At 31.7% G+C, this 21928-nt stretch carries 16 protein-coding genes; 8 read left to right on the forward strand and 8 right to left on the reverse strand.

The features are described 5' to 3' along the window. Positions 1-22: 22 nt before the first annotated feature. The 7 genes from corA to H0I32_RS17135 all read right to left on the reverse strand — a co-directional run bounded on the left by corA (position 23) and on the right by H0I32_RS17135 (position 5663). Entirely contained in the window at positions 23-1102 is a 1080-nt protein-coding gene (gene corA, locus H0I32_RS17105) for a magnesium/cobalt transporter CorA (protein WP_179313264.1), read from the reverse strand. Positions 1103-1104: 2 nt separating this feature from the next. Then, a complete protein-coding gene (locus H0I32_RS17110; RefSeq protein WP_179313263.1) occupies positions 1105-1638 on the reverse strand; it encodes a mechanosensitive ion channel family protein in 534 nt (177 codons plus the stop codon). A gap of 46 nt (positions 1639-1684) precedes the next feature. Beyond that, positions 1685-2626: a septum formation inhibitor Maf gene (locus H0I32_RS17115; protein ID WP_179313262.1), complete on the reverse strand. Its 942-nt coding sequence runs from the start codon at positions 2624-2626 to the stop codon at positions 1685-1687. 82 nt (positions 2627-2708) lie between these two features. After that, positions 2709-3302 (reverse strand): Maf-like protein, encoded by a 594-nt coding sequence (locus H0I32_RS17120; protein ID WP_173588855.1) that lies wholly within the window; start codon positions 3300-3302, stop codon positions 2709-2711. A 2-nt stretch (positions 3303-3304) separates the two neighbouring features. After that, the gene (locus tag H0I32_RS17125; protein WP_179313261.1) at positions 3305-4231 is read right to left on the reverse strand and encodes a geranylgeranylglycerol-phosphate geranylgeranyltransferase; all 927 of its coding nucleotides are present in this window, start codon (positions 4229-4231) and stop codon (positions 3305-3307) included. Positions 4232-4332: 101 nt separating this feature from the next. Further along, the gene (locus tag H0I32_RS17130; RefSeq protein WP_173588853.1) at positions 4333-4866 is read right to left on the reverse strand and encodes a KdsC family phosphatase; all 534 of its coding nucleotides are present in this window, start codon (positions 4864-4866) and stop codon (positions 4333-4335) included. Next, on the reverse strand, positions 4866-5663 hold the full coding sequence (locus H0I32_RS17135) for a Rossmann-like and DUF2520 domain-containing protein (protein WP_173588852.1): 798 nt from the start codon (positions 5661-5663) through the stop codon (positions 4866-4868). The genes H0I32_RS17130 and H0I32_RS17135 overlap by 1 nt, the downstream gene beginning before the upstream one ends. A 161-nt stretch (positions 5664-5824) precedes the next feature. On the opposite strand from H0I32_RS17135, the gene H0I32_RS17140 reads away from it, so the two are divergent. Beyond that, positions 5825-7117, forward strand: coding sequence for an anthranilate synthase component I family protein (locus H0I32_RS17140; protein ID WP_179313260.1), 1293 nt, complete (start codon positions 5825-5827; stop codon positions 7115-7117). Between the two features lie 58 nt (positions 7118-7175). On the opposite strand, the gene H0I32_RS17145 is transcribed toward H0I32_RS17140, so the two are convergent. Then, positions 7176-7865, reverse strand: a complete 690-nt coding sequence (locus H0I32_RS17145) for a hypothetical protein (protein ID WP_179313259.1) — start codon at positions 7863-7865, stop codon at positions 7176-7178. Positions 7866-8017: 152 nt separating this feature from the next. Here H0I32_RS17145 and tilS point away from each other — a divergent pair, with 152 nt between their 5' ends. From tilS to H0I32_RS17180, 7 genes are all read left to right on the forward strand, one after another. Beyond that, positions 8018-9337: a tRNA lysidine(34) synthetase TilS gene (tilS, locus tag H0I32_RS17150; RefSeq protein WP_179313258.1), complete on the forward strand. Its 1320-nt coding sequence runs from the start codon at positions 8018-8020 to the stop codon at positions 9335-9337. A gap of 75 nt (positions 9338-9412) precedes the next feature. Further along, positions 9413-11038, forward strand: coding sequence for an adenine deaminase (gene ade, locus H0I32_RS17155; RefSeq protein ID WP_179313257.1), 1626 nt, complete (start codon positions 9413-9415; stop codon positions 11036-11038). Positions 11039-11121: 83 nt separating this feature from the next. Continuing rightward, positions 11122-13569 carry a T9SS type A sorting domain-containing protein gene (locus H0I32_RS17160; protein ID WP_179313256.1) on the forward strand — a complete coding sequence of 816 codons (2448 nt, stop codon included), beginning with the start codon at positions 11122-11124 and terminating at the stop codon, positions 13567-13569. Positions 13570-13666: 97 nt separating this feature from the next. Then, a complete protein-coding gene (locus H0I32_RS17165; RefSeq protein WP_179313255.1) occupies positions 13667-15553 on the forward strand; it encodes a CocE/NonD family hydrolase in 1887 nt (628 codons plus the stop codon). Positions 15554-15740: 187 nt separating this feature from the next. After that, positions 15741-16700, forward strand: a complete 960-nt coding sequence (locus H0I32_RS17170) for a YheT family hydrolase (RefSeq protein WP_179313254.1) — start codon at positions 15741-15743, stop codon at positions 16698-16700. A 181-nt stretch (positions 16701-16881) separates the two neighbouring features. Then, positions 16882-17745 carry a hypothetical protein gene (locus H0I32_RS17175; protein WP_179313253.1) on the forward strand — a complete coding sequence of 288 codons (864 nt, stop codon included), beginning with the start codon at positions 16882-16884 and terminating at the stop codon, positions 17743-17745. Positions 17746-17758: 13 nt separating this feature from the next. Continuing rightward, complete coding sequence (locus H0I32_RS17180; protein ID WP_179313252.1) at positions 17759-21832, forward strand: T9SS type A sorting domain-containing protein; 4074 nt, start codon at positions 17759-17761, stop codon at positions 21830-21832. Positions 21833-21928 lie beyond the last annotated feature (96 nt).

Raw genomic sequence — 21928 nt, forward strand, 5'->3', positions numbered from 1 at the left:
AAGTATTCAATAAGTATTTTACCTATAACCACTTCTTTCTTTTAAAGTAAATTAGCAGTGCAATAAAGATCACTAACATGACTGCTAAAAGTACAAAATAACCATTGCGATATTGTAGCTCAGGAATGTACTCAAAATTCATTCCGTAGATACCTGCAAGAAAAGTTAAAGGGATGAAAATAGATGACATAATAGTCAGCACTTTCATGACTTCATTCATCTTATTACTAATGGTGGTCATATACATATCCATTAAACTCCAGATCATTTCACGATAGATGTCAATGTTTTCTGAGACTTGAATAAGGTGATCATAAATATCTCTATAGTAGGTAATTGTCTTTGGATAAATTAATGTGTGCTCTCCTTTTTCTACGCGATTTATAATCTCTCTCAGCGGAAAAATAGCACGACGAACTTTTAAGATTTCTCGTTTTAATTGTTGTACTTCAATATTTATGTTTTCTCTAGAATTCCCAGCAAATAAATCAGTTTCTAAATCTTCTATTTTATTACCTAAAGTCTCAATAATACTAAAGTAATTATCTACAACGGCATCTATTAAAGCATAGAGTAAATAGTCAGATTTTAAGCTTCTAATTCTTCCATTTCCTATACGTAGGCGGTCTCTCACATTATCAAAAACATCACCTTCAGATTCTTGAAAAGACAAGACGTAATTTTCTCCTAAAACAAAACTAACTTGTTCAATAACAATGTTTTCATCAGTATCATAATAAAGCATTTTAAGGACAATGAATAGATAATCATCGTATTCATCAATTTTAGGACGTTGAGTTGTGTTTACAATATCTTCTAAAACAAGTGGATGTAATTCGTACTGTTTACCAATATTTTCAATTTCATTAATAGCATTTAAGCCATCAATATTAACCCATGTTACTGAATTACTATTTTTAAAAGACTTAGCTTCTTCAATATTGGTTAATACACGTTCGTTTAGTGTTTCTTTAGTATAATCGAAAGATTCTATTTGAAGTAGTTTATCTGTTTTTACACCTGTATAAACTAAAGTCCCAGGGGCTTTTCCTGTATGCTTTTTATGGTTTTCTGTACGTTTTTTGATCGTCTTTTTCCTCATTGTTATAAAATAGTAGAATCGTCTAGAGCGTCTTTTTGCAATAAAGTTACTGCTTTTTGAAGAATAAGATTATTAGGGTAAGTCATTAAGTTTCCATTGTCTTCTCTTAGAATAAGTTGAAAGGCTCTAATGTCTTCAATAATAGCTTCTACAGGACAATCTTTATCGTGGATTTTTATTTTATCGCCGACCTTATATGGAAACGAAAAAAACATAATAACGCCTGAAGTAATATTACTTAATATAGACCAAATAGCAAAAAGAGCAATACCAATGACCGCAAAAACTGAAGAAAAAACAAGAGTAACATCTCTAGTTTGCGCACCAAGAATAAAAGCCTCAATTAATATTGCTATCAGAACGAGTGTTACCGTTGCATAACGACCTATTAAACCAGCACGTGCTTCTGTTGTACCACTTTTTCTTCCTATTCTTTTTACAGAAATTACAATGATGGCTCTAATTATAAAAAGTACAATTAATAAAATTGTTGTAGAAATAATTTCATCTTGATAATTGTTAAAAATAGAGTTCATGTAAAGTATTGTTAGTCGATGAAAGATAATTTAGAATTTAGATAATTTATTGCAATTTTAAAATTTCTCTTAAGTTTGAATCTGTATTGCTTTTCTTATTCCAATAATCAGATTTTATAGTCTTTAATTTTGAAGCTTTTGTGGTTTGTGATTTAGCATTTGCACCTAAACCATGAATTGTAGTTTCTTCCCAACCTTCAATTTCATAAGGGAAATTTTGATTGAAATTTATTTTTAAAGTTCTACCTAATTCATCATAAGATATTGTGTAACTGTCATTTTTTAAACTAGCAAGTGCTTTATGAGGTTTAAAGGCTATATTATTTAATCTGATATATTCCATAGCCGGAATTATATCTATTTGCCCGACAGGAAGACTTTTAGGGTTAATTCTTAGCTTAGCCCATAATTCATTTTCTGTGAGTGCTTTTTCTATCTTAAAAGATTGATCAGCTTGGTTTTGAAAATAAGAATGCGACTGTATTTCAAAATTATCACGATTGTTGAGTTGCATATAAGTTTGCCCACACCATTCTTGAACCGAAGTCGTGATTTTTATAGCATGTTGGTTATCTACAACAGGATAAAACGTGCTTTGCATAATAGAGTAGGGGTAAATACCTGTGTTAAAATTCTTTGTTGCATTCACTTTTAAAACAGGTATGTTGTTCTCGCTATAATTATCTGCTTTGACTTGTTTTTCGGGTAAAAAATCTTCGGTTACAAAAACTAAAATAGCAGAACCTTCTCTAATTTCACCATAGCGAGCTTGCTCTAATTTATAAGATGTTATTTCTGCATCACCATTGTACCAATAATCTTTAAAGTCTTTAGATAATTTAGCTTTAGGTTTTAATATTTCAGTTTTAGCTTCAGTAATTGCAATTGACTCTGAAGTTGTAGTCTTATTTTCGTTACAAGACGTAAGGCTTAAAAAAGTTCCAATAAGTAAAACGTATGGTGCTTTGTTTTTTGTAATCTTTATCATGATATTCAGTATTTTAAATTCTCTTAAACACAAGGTTTTATCACAGAATGATAAATAATAATAGTCTAATAAAGATAAGCTTCTAAACTGCTTTAGCAATGCTATTTAACGTTTTGTAAAGTAAATGTGTTGGTAAGCCAACAACATTATTATAAGAACCCTCAATATTTGTAATTCCTATAGCACCAATCCACTCTTGTATACCATAAGCACCAGCTTTATCTAAGGGTTTATAGGTGTTAACGTAATACCAAATTTCTTCATCAGTTAGAGCCTTAAAAGTTACTTTTGTTGTGGTGTTAACAATGTGTTGTTCGGTTTTTAAAGTAAAACAAATTGACGTAACAACGTCGTGCGTTTTATGGCTTAGAGATTTAATCATATTAAAAGCATCTGTTTCGTCTTTAGGTTTACCAAGTGCTTTATTTTCTGACCAAACAATAGTATCGCTTGTAATAAGAATATCTTTATTTTGAAGGTTTTCGAGGAAAGGTTCAGCTTTTAGTTTAGCTAAAAAATCGGTTATTGCTTCACCTTTTAAATGCTCAGGAAAAATTTCTTCAACAGGTTTAAGCCTAATTTCAAAATCGAGATTCATTTCTTTTAAAAAAGCATGACGACGTGGTGAACCTGAAGCGAGAATAATATTGAAATCTTTAAGTGTATCGTTAATCATAATTATTTCAATATAAAATTATAAAGAAGTAATGAGAACATCCCTGTTAACATTACAAGTTTTAATATTAAGCTTATATGTTTGTATTGCGATTTTTGTTTTGCATTAAATAATTTTATGGTGACATAAATTAATGGTGCAATTACTAATATTAAGAAGTAAGCGACTACAATTTGTTGTTTAAATAAATAGGTAATAACATAATAAGTAATAGAAAAAATAGGAATTAGAGACAATGCTATTATCAACTTATTAGCACGATCTTTACCAATTAAAATAGGAAGTGTTTCTATTCCTGCTTTATAATCACCATCCATATCTTCAATGTCCTTAACTAATTCTCTTAAAAAGTTAATCATAAAAGCAAAAATAGCATAGTCTTTTATAATATTTAGAAATGTCATTTGTGTAGCTTTATTACTGAAGTTCATTGCCGGAATTATTTCGTAAATACCAACTAACAAAATACTTAATGCCACAACTAAAGACACCACAATATTACCAACTACAGCAATCTGTTTTAATGACGTAGAATAAATATAAAGTAAGGCAGAAGCAATAAAAAATGCAGCAAAAAAAGTAGGTTTTCCAATGCCATTAGCCAAATAAAACCCAATACCAACACCAATAATATTAAGAATTATAAATAATGTTGATGCATTATTTTCGGTAATATATTTAGTTACAATAACTTCTTCAGGTTTATTTATTTTATCTGTTTCTACATCATATATATCATTAATAATATAACCACCAGCAGCAATGCATATCGTTGCGAAAACTAATAAGAAAAAATTAAAATCACTTAAGGTTGTTAATACACCGTGACTTTCTTTAAAAGGGATTAAAAGCGCATATTTAATTAAGTATTGCATTATAGCAATCATTAATAGGTTTTTCCAACGAATTAATTTAAGTATATGAATCATTTGAAATTTTAGTAAGATTATATTGTGATATATAAATAATAAGAAGTTAATAAAGGTAACGTTACCAATTATAACGGTCTTATTTTGTCTTTAATTTTTTATTAATCGTATTTAGCGCTAAAATTCTTATTCCATTTGTTTTGAACTTTAAGAACTTGCTCAATAACATCTCTAACAGCACCTTTTCCACCATTTTTATGTGAAATATATTTTGAAATAGCCTTAATTTCTGGCACAGCATCTTGAGGACAACATGGCATACCTACCAATTCCATTACAGGATAATCAGGAATATCATCTCCCATATATAAGACTTGAGATTTTGAAATATTATTTTCACTCAAGTAAGTATCAAGCTGTTCAATTTTATTATGTGCGCCTAAAAAGATGTCTTTAATACCTAAACCAGCTAAACGTTTTCTTACGCCTTCATTAGAACCGCCAGAAATTATACAAAGGTTAAACCCTGTATCAATAGCTGTTTTTAGAGCAAATCCGTCTTTAATATTCATGGTTCTTAACATTTCACCTTCTGTTGTAACGGTTATTGTACCATCAGTTAGTACACCATCAACATCAAAAATAAAGGTGGTTATGTCTGCTAAGTATTCTTTATAACTTTTATCGTCGCTCATTATTTGCTGTTTTTTGTTGTTTTATTGATTCTTGTAGAATTAAATCCATGTGTTCTTTTTATAGAAGACGTAAGTAATTTATAAATCGATTCGTGTTCTTCTTTTTCAATCAGTTTTAACTGTCGCTTAATGGTTTTTTTATCATTCCGTTTTGCAGGACCTGTTTGTGCCATAAAAGGAGACATTCCTTGAATTTTTTTAGCCGTTTCTTCAATTAAAGGGTGTAAGATGTTAAACTCTATATTTTTGGTTTCACAGATTTCGTGTCCAATTCTATACAATTGGTTTGTAAAATTATTTACAAAAACAGCTGCTAAATGAAGCGTTTGCCTTTGTTCTGTTGTTATTTTATGAGGTTTGCATCCAACGGCTTTTACTAAATCTTTTAATAATTGAAGATCTTCTTTGTCATATACTTCAATACAAATAGGAACTTCAGAAAAATTGATATCTGCATCTTTAGAAAACGTCTGAAGCGGATAAAAAACACCTATCTTATTTTTTTTATCAATATCATGCATGGCAACACTTCCTGAGGTATGCACCACAAACCGATTTGTAAAAGGTAATTCGGTAGAGAATTCTGCAATATTATCATCACTAATAGCAATAATATAAAGGTCTGCTTCTTTTAATTCCTCTAAAGAATCTGTAATGTCAACTTCATTTGCATACGAAGAAATTGAAGCACGTGTTCGATTATACCATTGTGTAATCGAAACATTTTCAGCATTCATAAATGCTTTATATAAGTGTGTGGCTACATTGCCAGCACCAAGTAATACAACTGATATCATGCCGTAAAAGTACTAAGATTTCTTTTTTTAGTACTACAAGAATAGGAATTAATAGAATAATATTTTTTGTTTTGTTAACAATACTTCATAATTAAAAACTCTTACAAATTAGCCAAATGATTTTCTTTTAATTTAGGTAAATTGCAGCAATTATTTTAACATTGAGAACAACAGAAATTCACCAAATAGAAGACATTGAAAACTTTAAGCAAAACGCATTGCTTTGGAGTCAGCAATTTATAGATGTTGTATGGTTAGATTCCAACCACCACCAAGATAAATATAGTAATTACGATGCGGTTTTGGCTGTAGAAGGCTTTACGGCAATTCATACAGATTATTATGATGCTTTTGAACGTCTAAAAGAATACCAAACCACAACAAAAGATTGGATTTTCGGTTACCTCACTTACGATTTAAAAAACACAACAGAACGTTTAAAGTCGAATAATTTTGATGGTTTAGAATTTCCTGATTTGTATTTTTTTCAGCCTCAAAAGTTGTTTTTAATTAAAGGGAATAAAGTTGAAGTTCAGTATCTAAAAATGGTAGATGATGAAATTGAAAGTGATTTACTAGAGATTCAAAATTTATCAAATAAATGTACTGAAAAGCTTCAGAATGAAATTAAAATAAAACTAAGAATTCATAAAGATTCTTATTTTGAAAAGTTAGATAAAATGTTAGCGCATATTCACCGTGGAGATATATATGAAGCTAATTTTTGTCAAGAATTTTATGCAGAAGACAGTGTAATTAATCCACTTGAAACTTTTAATAAATTAAACGCAATTTCTAAACCACCGTTTGCAACTTTTCTAAAATATAATGACAAATACTTATTATCTGCTTCGCCAGAACGTTATATTCAGAAAACAGGATATTCAATTATTTCTCAGCCGATAAAAGGAACCGCAAAACGATCTTTAGATACCGTTGAAGATGAAAGATTAAAAACTGAATTAGCGAAAGATGAAAAGGAACGTAGCGAAAACATTATGATTGTAGATTTGGTGCGTAATGATTTGTCGCATACCGCAATTAAAGGCAGCGTAAAGGTTGAGGAACTTTGCAAAGTACATTCTTTTATGCAAGTGCATCAAATGATATCTACGGTATCTTCAAAAGTAACAGAAGAAACACATCCTGTAGATATTATAAAAACAAGTTACCCGATGGGAAGCATGACGGGAGTTCCTAAGATTTCAGCAATGACTATTATTGAAGATTTAGAAGAAACCAAACGAGGTTTGTATTCTGGTTCCGTAGGCTATTTTACACCAAGTGGCGATTTTGACTTCAACGTTATTATTAGAAGTATTCTTTATAATGCAGCTAATAAATATATTTCTTATGCTGTAGGTGGTGCTATTACTGCTAAAAGTGATCCTATTAAAGAATATGAAGAATGTTTAACGAAAGCTAAAGCTATGCGTGAGGCTTTAGAGAATTAAAAAGCCTCTTAATTTAAGGTAAATAAAGAGGCTAATTTAAATAGGCTATATGGAAAACTTAACCTATATGTCTTCTAAAAGTACGCTTCACTTTATCAAAAATTGAAATAATACGTTTAGTTTCTATATTTTTAATTTTAGCAATAGATTCAAAATCTAATTTACCAATAACATGTAAATCCACAATATTAGAAACATTAAAAGGTAGCCAGTTGTAAAGTTGTCCGAAGACTTGATCAGTTGGAGTAGAAGATAAATCTTCAACTTCAAAAGCATTTAATATAGAGGTTTCTTTATCAGCATATAAATGCAAAGGTTCATTTTCGTTTTGATTATAAGAAATGTCATTTAATTCTGTGTTAAGAATAAAATCGAAATCGGCATCAATGGTATAATCTTGACTCAATTTAGACAATTCCTTATTCAAAAAAGTATCTGTACTTATGGTGTTTTTATGATGTGCTTCTTCTTTAAATAACCCATTCATGTAATTATCTACAATCTTAAATAACGCTAACCTAATAGCCGTTGCATCAGCATTTCTATCAAATTCTTCACTATAAAGAATAATAATACTCTCGTCTATAAGCCCATTAGAAGAAAACATGTTTTTAGGTAAAATACCCGTGGTTTCAGCAATATAAATTCTATGTTTTACATAAGGATGTAAATGAGGAAGAGCGGAAAGTACCTTTTTGTCAAAATTAGTTTGTGTATATTTTGGTTTTATATTATTTATAGTTGCCATAACTTCTAAATTTTAAATTCATTTAAAGATAACGATAATCAAATTTTTGAGATATGATAATTATCATTTGTTAGTGAGCTTAAAATCATATTTTATATTATTTTTAATAAGACTTCAATTTCAGAAACAATAAAATTCAATACCTTTGAAAGGTGTATAAAGACTTCAAAAATCATATAGAAAATAAGCTTTCTATTCTAAAAGAAAGCAAGCTTATTATTGCCATTTCAGGCGGAATAGATAGTGTTGTATTGGCCAAATTATGTCAATCTTTAGAGTTAAATTTCGCTTTGGCGCATTGTAATTTTAATTTAAGAGCAAAAGAAAGTGATAAAGACGAAGCTTTTGTAGTTGCTCTTGCAGAGGAGTTAGAAGTCGAGGTTTTTGTTCAGAATTTTGATACGTTAGCCTATGCAGATCAAAATAAATGTTCTATTCAGATGGCTGCGCGTGAGCTTCGTTACGATTGGTTTGCAGAATTAGCGCAACAATTAAACTACGATTATATACTTACAGCGCATCATGCTGACGATAATTTAGAGACTTTCCTTATTAATTTTACGCGTGGTACAGGATTAAATGGTTTAACCGGAATCCCGATGATTAACCGAAATATTGTAAGACCATTATTGCCGTTTTCTAGACATCAGATTGAAGCTTTTACCCAAAAAGAAAATATTACATGGCGAGAAGATGCGAGTAATGCCTCTCGTAAATATTTAAGAAACAAATTACGTCACGAAGTGGTACCCGTTTTAAAACAGATTAACCCAAATTTGTTAGATAGTTTTCAAAATACACTCACTAATTTAAGTGATACGGCAGCTATTGTAGAAGAAAGTTTGTCAGCCGTTTTAAAAAGAGCTTTAGTTTCTAAAGACGAAAATGGCAATACATACAGGGTTTCAGAATTTAAAAAACTTAACAATCCTAAAGCTTATTTATTTGAAATATTTAAAGATTACGGATTTACAGAATGGAATGATATCGTTGACTTATTAGATGCGGAATCCGGGAAATTAATCCAATCTAATTCCCATCGGTTAATAAAACATCGTGAGTTTTTAATTCTTACCGGCTTAAAGGATTCTGAATTAAGTGAGGTAAGGATTTTAATAACAGAACAAGATTCTGAAGTAGAAATTCCTTCTGGTACATTAATAATTCAACCTATAGAATCTATAGACAGTGAAAACGATAACGCCTTATATATAGATAAGGAAAAGGTAAGTTTTCCGTTAGAATTGCGACTGTGGAGGGAAGGTGATTTTTTTCAACCTTTAGGGATGAATGGAAAAAAGAAGCTGAGCAAATATCTTAAAGATGAAAAGTTTTCTTTAGTTGAAAAAGAAAATACCTGGTTACTAACCTCGAATAAAAATGTGGTTTGGGTTGTTGGTAAACGTACTGATGATCGTTTTAAAGTAACCAAATCAACGCATTCTATTTTAAAAATAGAATTTAAATCTTAATATCTGGCGCACACAGTTAAAGCCTAATAAAATTAATTATCATTCTGTATGTAATGCAGAAACGACATAGAACTTATGAAATTAAAAGGAAACATCGTAGACATACAAAACCGTAGAATTTTTAAAGGTGAAGTCACCATTGAAAACGGAAAAATTAAAAGTATTGAAGAAAAGAATTGTAGTGAAAACCATTACATTTTGCCTGGTTTTGTAGATGCACATATTCATATTGAAAGTTCTATGTTGGTGCCTTCAGAGTTTGCTAAAATTGCTGTAAAACACGGAACTGTTTCTACAGTTTCTGATCCGCATGAGATTGCCAATGTTTTGGGTGTTGCAGGTGTAGAATTTATGATTGAAAACGGTAAAAAAACACCATTCAAATTTAATTTCGGTGCGCCATCTTGTGTGCCAGCTACAAGTTTTGAGTCGGCGGGAGCGGTTATCGATTCTGATGACATTAAAGCTTTAATGGCAAATCCGGATATTAAGTATTTGGCAGAAATGATGAATTACCCAGGCGTTATTTATGACGATGCTGAAGTATTGAAAAAAATAGAATGGGCAAAACACTATAATAAACCTGTAGATGGCCATGCGCCAGGATTGCGAGGAGATGATTTAACAAAATATATTTCTGCAGGAATTTCTACAGATCACGAGTGTTTTACATTTGAAGAAGGTTTAGAAAAACTACAAAAGGGTATGAAAGTGATTATCCGCGAGGGTAGTGCGGCTAAGAATTTTGAAGCTTTAATTACTTTACTCGATGAACATTACCAAAATATGATGTTTTGTAGTGATGACAAACATCCCGATGATTTATTATTAGGGCATATTAATCAGGTTTGTGCAAGAGCTGTAGCTAAAGGAAATGACGTTTTTAAAGTGTTGCAAGCGGCTTGTGTTAATCCGGTAAAACATTACGGCTTAGATGTTGGTTTATTGAAGAAAGGCGATACCGCAGATTGTATTGTTGTGGAAGATTTAAAAGATTTTAAAACGCTTGAGACCTATATTAATGGGGAAGTGGTTTATGCTGATGGCATTTCAAAAATAAAGCATGTTGAATTTCAAAATTTGAATAACTTCAACACGGATAAAAAAGAAGTTTCTGATTTTAAATATGAATCTGAAGCTAAAGAAATTAGGGTTATTGAGTGTTTAGATGGCGAATTAGTTACTAATGAAATCGTTACGGCATCTACAATTAAAGACGGTAATTTAGTTTCTAATACAGAAACAGATGTTCTAAAAATGACCGTTGTTAATCGTTATAAAAATGATAAACCTGCTATTGCATTTATTAAAAATTATGGACTGAAAGAAGGAGCTATTGCAAGTTCTGTAGGTCACGATTCTCATAATATAATTGCTATTGGTGTTTCGGACGAAGCGATTTGTAAAGCCGTGAATTTATTAGTGGAAAATGAAGGCGGAATTTGTGCGGTGAGCGATACGGAACAGAAAGTAGTTGCGCTTCCTGTTGCTGGAATTATGAGTGATAAAAATGCCGAAATTATTGGTGAGCAATATGCCGAATTAGACAAAAAGGCTAAACAATTAGGGAGTAAACTTCATGCACCTTATATGAGTTTATCATTTATGGCATTGCTTGTTATTCCTGCTTTAAAACTGAGTGATAAAGGTTTATTTAATGGTGGTAAATTTGAGTTTACTTCTGTTGAAGTTAATAATTAATAGTCTCTTATCGTTTAGAGTAATAGGAATTTTGTGAAATATCTACCGCATTCAATTTTAGTATATTTACCAAAATTAATGCTATGAAAAGAACGTTACTCTTTATTTTCCTTGCCTTTATGCTTACCATAAATGCACAGGTAGAACAGATAGATAATGTAAGTGTTGGTGCTTATGTAGATCATACAATTGTACCGTTAAGCCCACAATCTAATTTGTCTCATTCTCAAACCATCTATTATAAAGAGCAGTTAGAGTTTAGAGGTTATATCTCTGAAATTAGTTATTTTACAGTTTTTTCAAATTACACACAGACTAATGTTCCTGTAGATCCTGCGAACCTAACGATTAAATTAGGTGTTACAAATTTAGAAGAGTTTGATAGCACAACGTCTTTTGTTGCAAATTCTGAATTAACAGAAATGACAGGGGTTTTACGATCAACATCTGTTTATGAAATTCGTTATACTTTTGAAACTCCTTTTTATTATGATGGAGCACAGCATTTAGTTGTAGATGTTGAAGATCTTAATTCTGGAGCTTCTCAAAGTGCTACAGATGGTTATCGAGGTGTTGAGAATTTTGGAAATCCTCCAAAAAGAAGTATGATTTCGTTAACTAGTAATTTTGATGACGGTACTTCGCAAACGAGCATCTTGAAAATTAATTCTTATCCACAAACAAAATTTTATGGTGATTTAGAACGCTGTGCTTTAGTTTATGTTTCCGATCATGAGAATGTTACAGCTAATTCTGCGGAAGCTATACTTAGTTATAATGATAATGTAGAAGGAGTTCGTTATAATATTACAGAATCAGGTGAGGATATTCCTGAAATCTATGAAACAACAACTGAGGCGTCAATTTTATTTACGAATTTGTTACCTGCTCAAAATTATAATACCAATGTAAAATCAGATTGTGACGAAGTAAGCTCTAGTTTTAATAGTCGATTGTTTACAACACGACCAATAGCACTCACAGTACCACATACCATAAATTTTGAAGGTGATTTTAATAGAGATTATATTATTCCTAGTTACGGAGCGGAACTTTTAGAGGAAGGAGTTAATAATACTTCTGGATTGGTGTTTTACGGTCTTGGCTATCCGGAATATTTAGGCTTTAATGATTCTGGTGATCCGTATCAATATAGTAATAAAAGTTTTTCTAGAACTTTATCGTTAGATGTAGACTTAACAGAAAATGCAATTAGTCCCGTATTAAAATTCGATTTAAAACAAACTTATGGTACTTTTTTACGCATAAAAATTAAGGATTTTGGTGATGATTCGTATTATACAGATTTGCCAGAAGAATTTATTTATAGTGGATCTTCAAACGATGATGGTTTTAAAACTATAACTATAGATTTATCAGATTATGTTGGTGAAATGGCCACGATTAAGCTAGAACACATGAGTAGTTCTTTTTCTAGAAAAACATACATTGATAATGTAAAACTTATAGAAAATGATTGTGAAAAAATCACTAATATTTCATCCGAATCTACTTTAAATAGTATCAGCTTAAATTGGGATGCTACAACTGATAATAGTTATGAAACCGTAAGTGCCGAATTTGCAGATAATATTAGTGTAGATTATAATGAAGCAACTACAAATACATTTACATTTAATGATTTAGAACCTGCCACAGCCTATAAGTTATTTGTAAGAAATTCATGTTTAGATAGTGAATCACCATGGCAGAAAATTTATGCTTCAACAGATCCAGAATTCTTAGAAGTCGGATTTAATGAATATTTTGATGAGTCTTCGTTAACAAACGGAAAATTCTCAATCATAAATAGAGAATCTTCTTCTGTAGATATTATAACCTATTATTTATCAGAAGCTTTTGCAATGTTTCAAAGAGATTCTGATGCAGAATGGGTAGGAGGAGAAACGGTAACTGAAGCACAAGTTTGGAATGATAATAAGGATTTTATAACAGGATTAAAATTTAGAATTGATGGAACTACGATTTCCGAAGGTACAGTAGGTTTAAGTTTTAAATTACAGCATCATGCTGTTTCAATACCTCAAGACTCATGGTTTAGAATTTTGGTCAACGGCACTCAGGTTGGACCAAGTTACAATCCTGAAACTAAAAATTCAGATGCTTTAACTACTGTAAGTATTGATTTAGAACCTTATCTAGGCGATGTTATTGAATTCGAATTGCAACAAGCAGGGCGATATAAAGGCGATTTTGAATTGTCTGCAATAAGTGGAGATGGTACAATTTTAAATAATTTAAATTTTACAGGTGAAATATTATCGGTAGACCAATTTGAAACAAGTTCAGCAATTTTATACCCCAATCCTGCAGAATCTTATGTAACTATTAATAATTTGAAAACTTACAGTAATATTAAAGTTTTAGATGTTAATGGAAAAGTGATAAACACTACATGGTCTGAAAATGACAGTACTACAATTGATGTGTCTCAATTTAGCACCGGACTTTATTTTATTGAGATTAAAAACAATAATTTAAAACAGATGCTTAAGTTTATAAAACGTTAAACAAATCAGCTAAATTTGTAATAAAAGACCTTTTGAATTAAATCGAAAGGTTTTTTATTTCAGAATAATTATCTTTCAACCTTCAAAACCCAATTTCATGCTATACAATAGAATTTTTCTCATTCTCTTTACATTTTTAGTTTTTTTAAATTGTAAAGAAGAATCACATCAGGCTTTAGAAACCTCAACGGTACAAAAGGTTGAAAACACGTTTGCTAAAGATAATTACACCAAGAAAGAAGTAATGATTACCATGCGAGATGGTATAAAATTACACACTACAATCTATAGCCCAAAAGATACTTCTAAGACGTATCCGATGTTAATGATGCGTACACCATACAGTTGTAAACCTTATGGTGAAGATCAGTTTAAAAGCAAAATTGGTCCTAATAAATACCTCATGGAAGAAGGTAATATTATGGTTTATCAAGATGTTAGAGGACGTTGGAATAGTGAAGGTGTTTACGATAATATGCGTGCTTACATTCCTAATAAAACAGGAAAACAATTTGATGAGGCTAGTGATACCTACGATACTATTGAATGGTTAGTAAATAATGTAGCGCATAATAATGGTAATGTTGGGACTTACGGAATTTCGTACCCAGGATTCTATGCCACTTATTCGCTTTTAGATTCACACCCTGCATTAAAAGCGGTGTCACCACAAGCGTGTATTGGTGATTTTTTCTTTGATGATTTTATTCATAATGGCGCTTATATGTTAAGTTATTGGAGAGCAACAGGTTTATTTGGTTATATGAAAGATCAACCCACAACTGAATCTTGGTATACATTACCAGATTTACAAACAGAAGACCAGCATCAGTTTTTCTTAGATCATATGCCGTTAAGTAAATTAGATACATTCTACGATAGTACCAATGTGTTTATGGAGCAACTGAAAACACATGTTACTTATGATGACTTCTGGAAGTCTAGAGGAATTATTCAACATTTAAAAGATATAAAACCCGCTACAATGATTGTTGGTGGTTTATTTGATGCCGAAGATTTATACGGGCCATTTAATACTTATAAAGCTATAGAAAAGAATAGCGATAATTACAATACGGTAGTTTTTGGACCATGGAGTCATGGTGATTGGGCTAGAAATAGTGAAAGACAAGTGGTCGGGAATATTCATTTTGGAGATGGTATATCTGATTACTTTCAGAAGAATATTGAAACGAAGTTCTTTAATCATTTCTTAAAAGGTGAAGCTAATGGAGATACTAGTTTAGCTGAAGCGCAAATGTTTAATACGGGGACAAAAGAATGGCAATCTTTTGAAACTTGGCCACCAGAAAACACAACTAAAGAAGATTACTTTATGCAACCTTACGAACGTTTAATACAACAAGAAAATCGTATGATAGCAACATCTGATTTTGTTAGTGACCCAATGAAGCCCGTGCCATATACGGAAGATATAGGTGTTGGATTTACACCACGTAAATTTATGACAGACGATCAACGTTTTGCTTCGAGACGTCCAGATGTGTTAACTTTTGAAACAGAAGTTTTAGGAGATGATGTTACATTAGCAGGTGATATTTTAGCAAAATTAAAGGTTTCTACCACAGGAACAGCAGCAGATTGGATTGTAAAAGTGATTGATGTATATCCGGCAGATACTAAAAACACAGAAGATGTTCAAGATCATCTAAAGCTTAGTAATTACCACATGATGGTGCGAAGTGAAGTGTTACGTGGTCGTTTTAGAAATAGTATGTCAGAACCAGAGCCATTTATTCCAAATGAGAAAACAGCAGTTAACATAAAGTTACAAGATGTGTTTCATACGTTTAAAAAGGGACATAAAATTCAGGTACAAATACAGAGTACATTCTTTCCTTATATAGATGTAAATCCACAGACTTATGTAGATAATATTTTTGAAGCTAAGGAATCAGATTTTAAGAAACAAACACATAAAGTGTATAATGACTCAGCAATTGAGTTTACTGTACTTAAATAATATATAACAATCACATCAGAGTCGTCACTTCGAGTGATTTTTGAGGAACGAAAAAATTGTATAGAGAAGCTTTAGGTAATATTTACGTTTAAATATTCTCGATACAAAATTGCAAAAAAGCAATTTCACTCGAACTGACGATAAGCAAGGTTAATAGAATAAACTCAAATACAGATAATAAAGAAAGATGCCAGTAATAGAATCTACCTACAAACCGCCATTTTGGGCAAGAAAAAGTTTTGTATCAACCGTGTTTTCAGGTTTAGTAAGAAAGGTAAAAGGCGTAGAGCAAACAAGAGAACGTATCATTTTAGAAGATACCGATTTTTTAGATTTAGATTGGAGCTATGCCAAGCAAAGGTCTAATAAAGTTATTATTTTACTTCACGGTTTAGAAGGTCGTGCACAACGCCCTTATATTACGGGAGCAGCAAAACTATTTAATGAAAACAATATAGATGCTTGTGCTGTAAATTTTAGAAGCTGTAGTGGAGAACCAAATCTGTTATTTAGAAGTTACCATTCTGGTGCTACTGAAGATTTAGATGCCGTTGTACAGCATGTTTTGTCTAAAGGACAATATAATGAAGTCTATATTAAAGGAATTAGTTTAGGTGCCAATATGGTATTAAAATACGTGGGAGAGGGTAGAACACTTCCTACGGAATTAAAATCTGTTATCGCTGTATCCTCACCTTGTGATTTAAAAGGTTCTTGTGGTGAATTACTAAGCTTGAAGAATAAACATTATGCGATTCGATTTTTAGGACATCTAAAAGATAAATTGAAGCCTAAGTTAGAGCAATTTCCTAATGATATATCTATAGCCGATTTTAATGCCATTAAAACTTTGAAAGATTTTGATGATGTTTATACGGCAAAAGCACATGGTTTTAAAGATGCTTTTGATTATTATGAAAAATCAAGTTGTTCACAGTTTTTACCTAATATTAAAATTCCAGCTTTAATCATTAATGCCCTTAATGATTCCTTTTTATCATCGGGATGCTATCCTGTAAAAGAAGCAAAAGAGAGTGCAAATGTGTATTTAGAAATGCCAAAATATGGTGGTCATGTTGCGTTTATAGATAAGGGAAATGTGTATTATAATGAAAAACGTGCTTTAGAGTTTGTGAAAGAAAACTAAGTTTTTTAAACAAAAGCATTTAATTTTATAATTGAAAAATATGTAACAGCTATCATTTTAGTATTAAAATTAGATTCAGATAATAATTTAATAATATAGGTAACATTATCATGTAGATATTATAATTATCGAATAACATTTACATAATAGTTTAAGGGTTTTAATTTCATTTTTTTGCTAAATGAAACTGAAACCTTTTTTTATAATCCAGATTTGTGCTTTTCTAATCTTTATAGCAAGAGCCTACCAATTTTATTTTTTCGGAGCACCTTTTAGAGCTATCCTTTGGGATGAAAGCTTAATGAGTCCTATTGTCGAGAATGTTTTTAACACATCGTGGTATGATTATGCTACGAGTTCTAAAACAAACAAAGGCATAGCTAATCTTACCTTGTTTTTTAGTATCACATTATTTGTGTCTGCATTTGTAAGTCTCTTTTGGAAACAGATTCCTTATGTAAGACTTAAAAAGAGCATTATAGGATTTAGTTTATTCATCTTATTTATACTTGGTGTGTGTATGGTGAAAGATAAGAACTATGACTTCTTACAATTCTTTGAGCTTACCATGCAATTTGCGGCACCTTTAGTACTCTTCTTTACTAAAGATTTTGAAACACTTAATAAGCAGAAACTTATTTTTTGGTTAAAAGTATCTATCGCATTGACGTTTATTCCACATGGACTTTTTGCAATGGGATTAATATATGTACCAGGTCATTTTATAGATATGACCATTAAAATATTAGGTGTAACAGAAACTCTTGCTAGACAATTATTATTTGTGGTTGGACTTTTAGATGTAATAGCAGCTGCTTTTCTATTCATTCCCAAATTGGTGAAGCCTGCTTTTATTTACATCATTATTTGGGGAATTTTAACGGCGCTAGCAAGAATAGTTGCTGGTTTTAACTATGATTTTTTCCTGAACTCAATTCATCACTTCACTTATTTAACAGTTTACAGATTGCCGCATGGTCTATTGCCTCTGGCGACTTTAATGTTATACGGAATTTACGATAAAACCCTTAAAACTAAACACTAAAACAAAAAATGCTATGAAGTTAAAATTACCTCTAATGTTTCTTATTCTGCTTGGCCTAGTTCGCTTAGGTTATGCAAATAATGACAAGTACAGGCTCATTCTTTTAGATGATCCTGCAACAACAATTACAGTAGCTTGGAATCAAATTTCTGGTTCTAATGCTTCTGTTTATTATGATACTATAGATCATGGTACTGACTTTAGTGCATATGCTTTTAATAAAACGATAGATAGAGAGACGTCAGCAAAAGGAATGACCAATCAGTTTGCAAGATTATCTGGTTTATTACCAAATACAAATTATTATTTTTTAATAAATGATAGCGAAGGTGTAAGTCAACAATTTTGGTTTAGAACAGCACCAGATGACGATAGTAGATTGTTTTTCATTGCGGGAGGAGATTCTAGAAATAACAGAACACCAAGACAAAATGCTAATAAATTGGTAAGTAAGTTAAAACCACATGCCGTTTTATTTGGTGGAGATATGACCAATGCTGATAGTGATTCAGAGTGGCAAGATTGGTTTGAGGATTGGCAACTAACTACAGCTGCAGATGGAAGAATGTTTCCAATTGTACCAGCTAGAGGTAATCATGAAAACACATCTTCTATATATGACCTTTTTGATACGCCAAACGCAGATTCTTATTACGCAATGACGTGGGGAAATAATATGATTAGAACTTACACGTTAAATTCTGAAATTTCAGTGCTTGGTGATCAGTTAACTTGGTTAGAAGATGATTTAAATACGTCTTCTGATTTAACATGGAAAATGGCACAATATCATAAGCCAATGCGTCCACATACTTCAGGTAAATCTGAAGGAAATGCACAATATGGAGCATGGGCACAATTATTTTATGACCAACAAGTAAGATTGGTTGTAGATTGTGATTCGCACATGGCTAAAACAACATGGCCAATAAAACCATCATCAGATCCAGGAAATGATGAAGGTTTTGTTATTGAAGAACAAGCCGGAACTGTTTACACAGGTGAAGGATGTTGGGGAGCACCATTAAGAGATAATGATGACGATAAGAGTTGGACAAGAAACTCAGGGTCTTTCAATCAATTTAAACTAGTTTTTGTTGATAACGAAAAAATTGAGTTACGTACCATAGATGTTAATAATGCAGATGAGGTTGCAGAAGGAAGTAATACAGATCCTTTTACATTGCCTGAAGCATTAAATATCTTTTCACCAGAAACAGGAAGTGTTGTTACTATCTCTAATTCTAATATAGATGATAATCCTTGTCCTGTTGTAGGTATAACTTGTGATGATGAAAATGCAACGACTTTATATGATGAAGAAGATGGTTTTTGTAATTGTGAAGGTGTGCCAGATTTTGAATTAGTAGAAGAAACTATTGCAGTACAAAACAGTAGTGATGATGCTGAAGAGGAAATTGGAACAGGTTTAGTTTATACGGAAAGTACAGATTTAGAGTTAATCTATGATGATATCGATCAATTGGTGGGTATTCGTTTTGAAAATGTTCAAATCCCACAAGGCGCTACATTATATAGATCTTATATCCAGTTTCAAACTGATGAAACAAGTACTGAAAGTGATGTAACTAATTTAATCATTAATGGAGAATTATCATTAGCTAGTGAAACATTCACTTCTAATAATAATGATATTTCAGCAAGACCATTAACGGTTAGCGCTGTAAACTGGAACGATGTTGCACAATGGGAAACAGTAGGAGAAGCTGGTGTTAATCAGCGTACACCATATTTAAATAATGTTGTATATGAACTTATTTCTCAAACAGGTTGGGAAGTCGGTAATGCAATGACATTTATTTTATCAGGTTCAGGAGTAAGAATCGCAGAATCTTTTGATGGTTCGGCAGCACCAGAATTGAAATTATTCTATCAATTGCCATGTAATCCAGAAGGTACGACTTGTGATGACGGAAATCCTAATACGGTTTTAGATTTTGAAGATGGTAACTGTAATTGTATTGGAGTAGAAGAGTCGGGGACGTTAACTTACCAAATAAATCATGAAGATGATGATGCTGAAGAAGCAGAAACAGGTGGAGCGATGTATACAGATAGTTCTGATTTAGAAATGGTTTATGATGCTTACCAAGATCAATTCAACCAAACTGTTGGTATGCGCTTTAATGGCGTTACCTTACCACAAGGTGCTGTTATTTTAGATGCAGCTATTCAATTTACAACAGATGAATCTAATTCAGTAGCAACTAACTTAGTTATCAAAGGTGAGAAAGCTATTAATAGTTTACGTTTTACTACAGAGGCTTACAATATTACATCTAGAGAAAAAACAGACGCCGCAGTTACTTGGAGTGATGTTCCTGCATGGGAAACTGTAGGAGAGGCTGGAGAAAATCAGAAAACACCAAGTTTAAGAACTATTGTTCAAGAAATTGTAGATCAACCAGATTGGTTATCATATAGTTCTATGTCCTTTTTTATATCAGGTTCTGGTGAAAGAACAGCAGAGTCATTTAATGGTGATTCTGGTGCAGCACCTCAGCTAATTATAACATATTCATTAGAGTCTAATGACTGTCCTACTTACGGTACACCATGTGATGATGGCGATGCGAGTACAATTAATGATGAAGAAGATGGTTTTTGTAATTGTAATGGAATTCCTGATGATGTTGTAGAAGCTATTAATGAGGTGCTTAACTCTAGTGATGATGCTGAAGAAGAAATAGGAACAGGATTAGTTTATACGGAAAGCTCAGATTTAGAGTTGGTTTATGATGGTATTGATCAAGTCATTGGTGTGCGTTTTGATAATGTAGTGATACCAGAAGGGGCAACTTTACATAGAGCTTATTTACAGTTTCAAACTGACGAAACAAGTTCTGAAGATGATCCAACTAACTTAGTTATAAATGGAGAATTGTCTCCTGCGAGTGCTACGTTCTCTTCAGATCTTAATAATGTTTCTTTACGTCCTTTAACTTTAACTTCAGTAAACTGGAATGATGTTTCACAATGGGAAACTGTAGGTGAAGCAGATATTAATCAACGTTCACCTTATGTTACAGGTATTGTGCAGGAGGTGATTACTCAAACAGAATGGGTAAATGGAAATGCAGTTACTTTTATAATATCAGGTTCTGGTCAACGTGTTGCGGAATCTTTTGATGGGTCAGCAGCTCCTATTTTAAAATTGTATTATCAAACACCTTGTGAACCAGAAGGAACTGCTTGTGATGATGGTGATGCTACTACGTTTTTTGATGTTGAAGATGGAAATTGTAATTGTGAAGGTATCGCTGAAACGGGTACTTTAACGTATACCGTTAATAGATCTAATAACGATGCGGAAGAAGAAGTTGCTAGTGGTGACATGTCTTTAGGGAGTTCAGATTTAGAACTTGTAGACGAAAGTGGTTCTACTAATCAATTGGTTGGTGTAAGGTTTACAGATATACAATTACCTGCAGATGCTACAATTACAAATGCTTATATTCAATTTACTGTAGATGATGATAATTCTGGTGCTACAAGTGTAGAAATTAGAGCAGAAGCTAATGCATATTCATTAGAATTCTCAAATACAGATTTTGATATTTCATCTAGAACACTTGGAAATAATGTGGTAAGCTGGAACGATATACCTGCCTGGGAAACTGAAAATATAGGAGATGCAGGCGTCAATCAGCAAACACCAAATATTGCTTCATTAGTAGAGGAAGTTTTAGCGCAAGAAGATTGGACAATGTTTAGTGCTATGACTTTTGTAATCAATGGAAGTGGAGAGCGTGAAGCAGAAGCTTTTGATGGTACTGCAGGACCTCAATTAGTCATTGAATATGCACTTTCTAGTTTATCAGTAAAGGATGAAAGCTTAGAAGATGCTATAAGAATATACCCTAACCCAGTTGCTGATGTATTAAATATTGAATCTACTGTTGTTATTGATCAAATCACTATTTACGATGTAAATGGTAGACGTATCAATACCCTAAAAAAGAATAATGATTCATCAATCAATGTTGGTGATTTATCAAATGGAGTTTACTTTTTAGAAATTCAATCTGGTATTAATAAAACGATTAGAAGGTTTGTTAAAAACTAAACAATTTTAATATTTTATAACTAAAACCTTTCAAATTAATTTTTGAAAGGTTTTTTTTGTATTTTTAGCATTTATTTAACATTGTACCTGTTGAAA

Origin of the sequence: Winogradskyella sp. HaHa_3_26, from assembly GCF_019278425.1 — a bacterium.
Classification (GTDB): Bacteria; Bacteroidota; Bacteroidia; order Flavobacteriales; family Flavobacteriaceae; genus Winogradskyella; species Winogradskyella undariae.

Coding starts and splice junctions, on each gene's coding strand:
- H0I32_RS17160 (WP_179313256.1), top strand. CDS start 11,122: ATGAAAAGAACGTTACTCTTTATTTTCCTTGCCTTTATGCTTACCATA.
- H0I32_RS17165 (WP_179313255.1), top strand. CDS start 13,667: ATGCTATACAATAGAATTTTTCTCATTCTCTTTACATTTTTAGTTTTT.
- H0I32_RS17120 (WP_173588855.1), bottom strand. CDS start 3,302: ATGATTAACGATACACTTAAAGATTTCAATATTATTCTCGCTTCAGGT.
- H0I32_RS17175 (WP_179313253.1), top strand. CDS start 16,882: ATGAAACTGAAACCTTTTTTTATAATCCAGATTTGTGCTTTTCTAATC.
- H0I32_RS17125 (WP_179313261.1), bottom strand. CDS start 4,231: ATGATTCATATACTTAAATTAATTCGTTGGAAAAACCTATTAATGATT.
- ade (WP_179313257.1), top strand. CDS start 9,413: ATGAAATTAAAAGGAAACATCGTAGACATACAAAACCGTAGAATTTTT.
- H0I32_RS17145 (WP_179313259.1), bottom strand. CDS start 7,865: ATGGCAACTATAAATAATATAAAACCAAAATATACACAAACTAATTTT.
- H0I32_RS17130 (WP_173588853.1), bottom strand. CDS start 4,866: ATGAGCGACGATAAAAGTTATAAAGAATACTTAGCAGACATAACCACC.
- corA (WP_179313264.1), bottom strand. CDS start 1,102: ATGAGGAAAAAGACGATCAAAAAACGTACAGAAAACCATAAAAAGCAT.
- H0I32_RS17170 (WP_179313254.1), top strand. CDS start 15,741: ATGCCAGTAATAGAATCTACCTACAAACCGCCATTTTGGGCAAGAAAA.
- H0I32_RS17180 (WP_179313252.1), top strand. CDS start 17,759: ATGAAGTTAAAATTACCTCTAATGTTTCTTATTCTGCTTGGCCTAGTT.
- H0I32_RS17115 (WP_179313262.1), bottom strand. CDS start 2,626: ATGATAAAGATTACAAAAAACAAAGCACCATACGTTTTACTTATTGGA.
- H0I32_RS17110 (WP_179313263.1), bottom strand. CDS start 1,638: ATGAACTCTATTTTTAACAATTATCAAGATGAAATTATTTCTACAACA.
- H0I32_RS17135 (WP_173588852.1), bottom strand. CDS start 5,663: ATGATATCAGTTGTATTACTTGGTGCTGGCAATGTAGCCACACACTTA.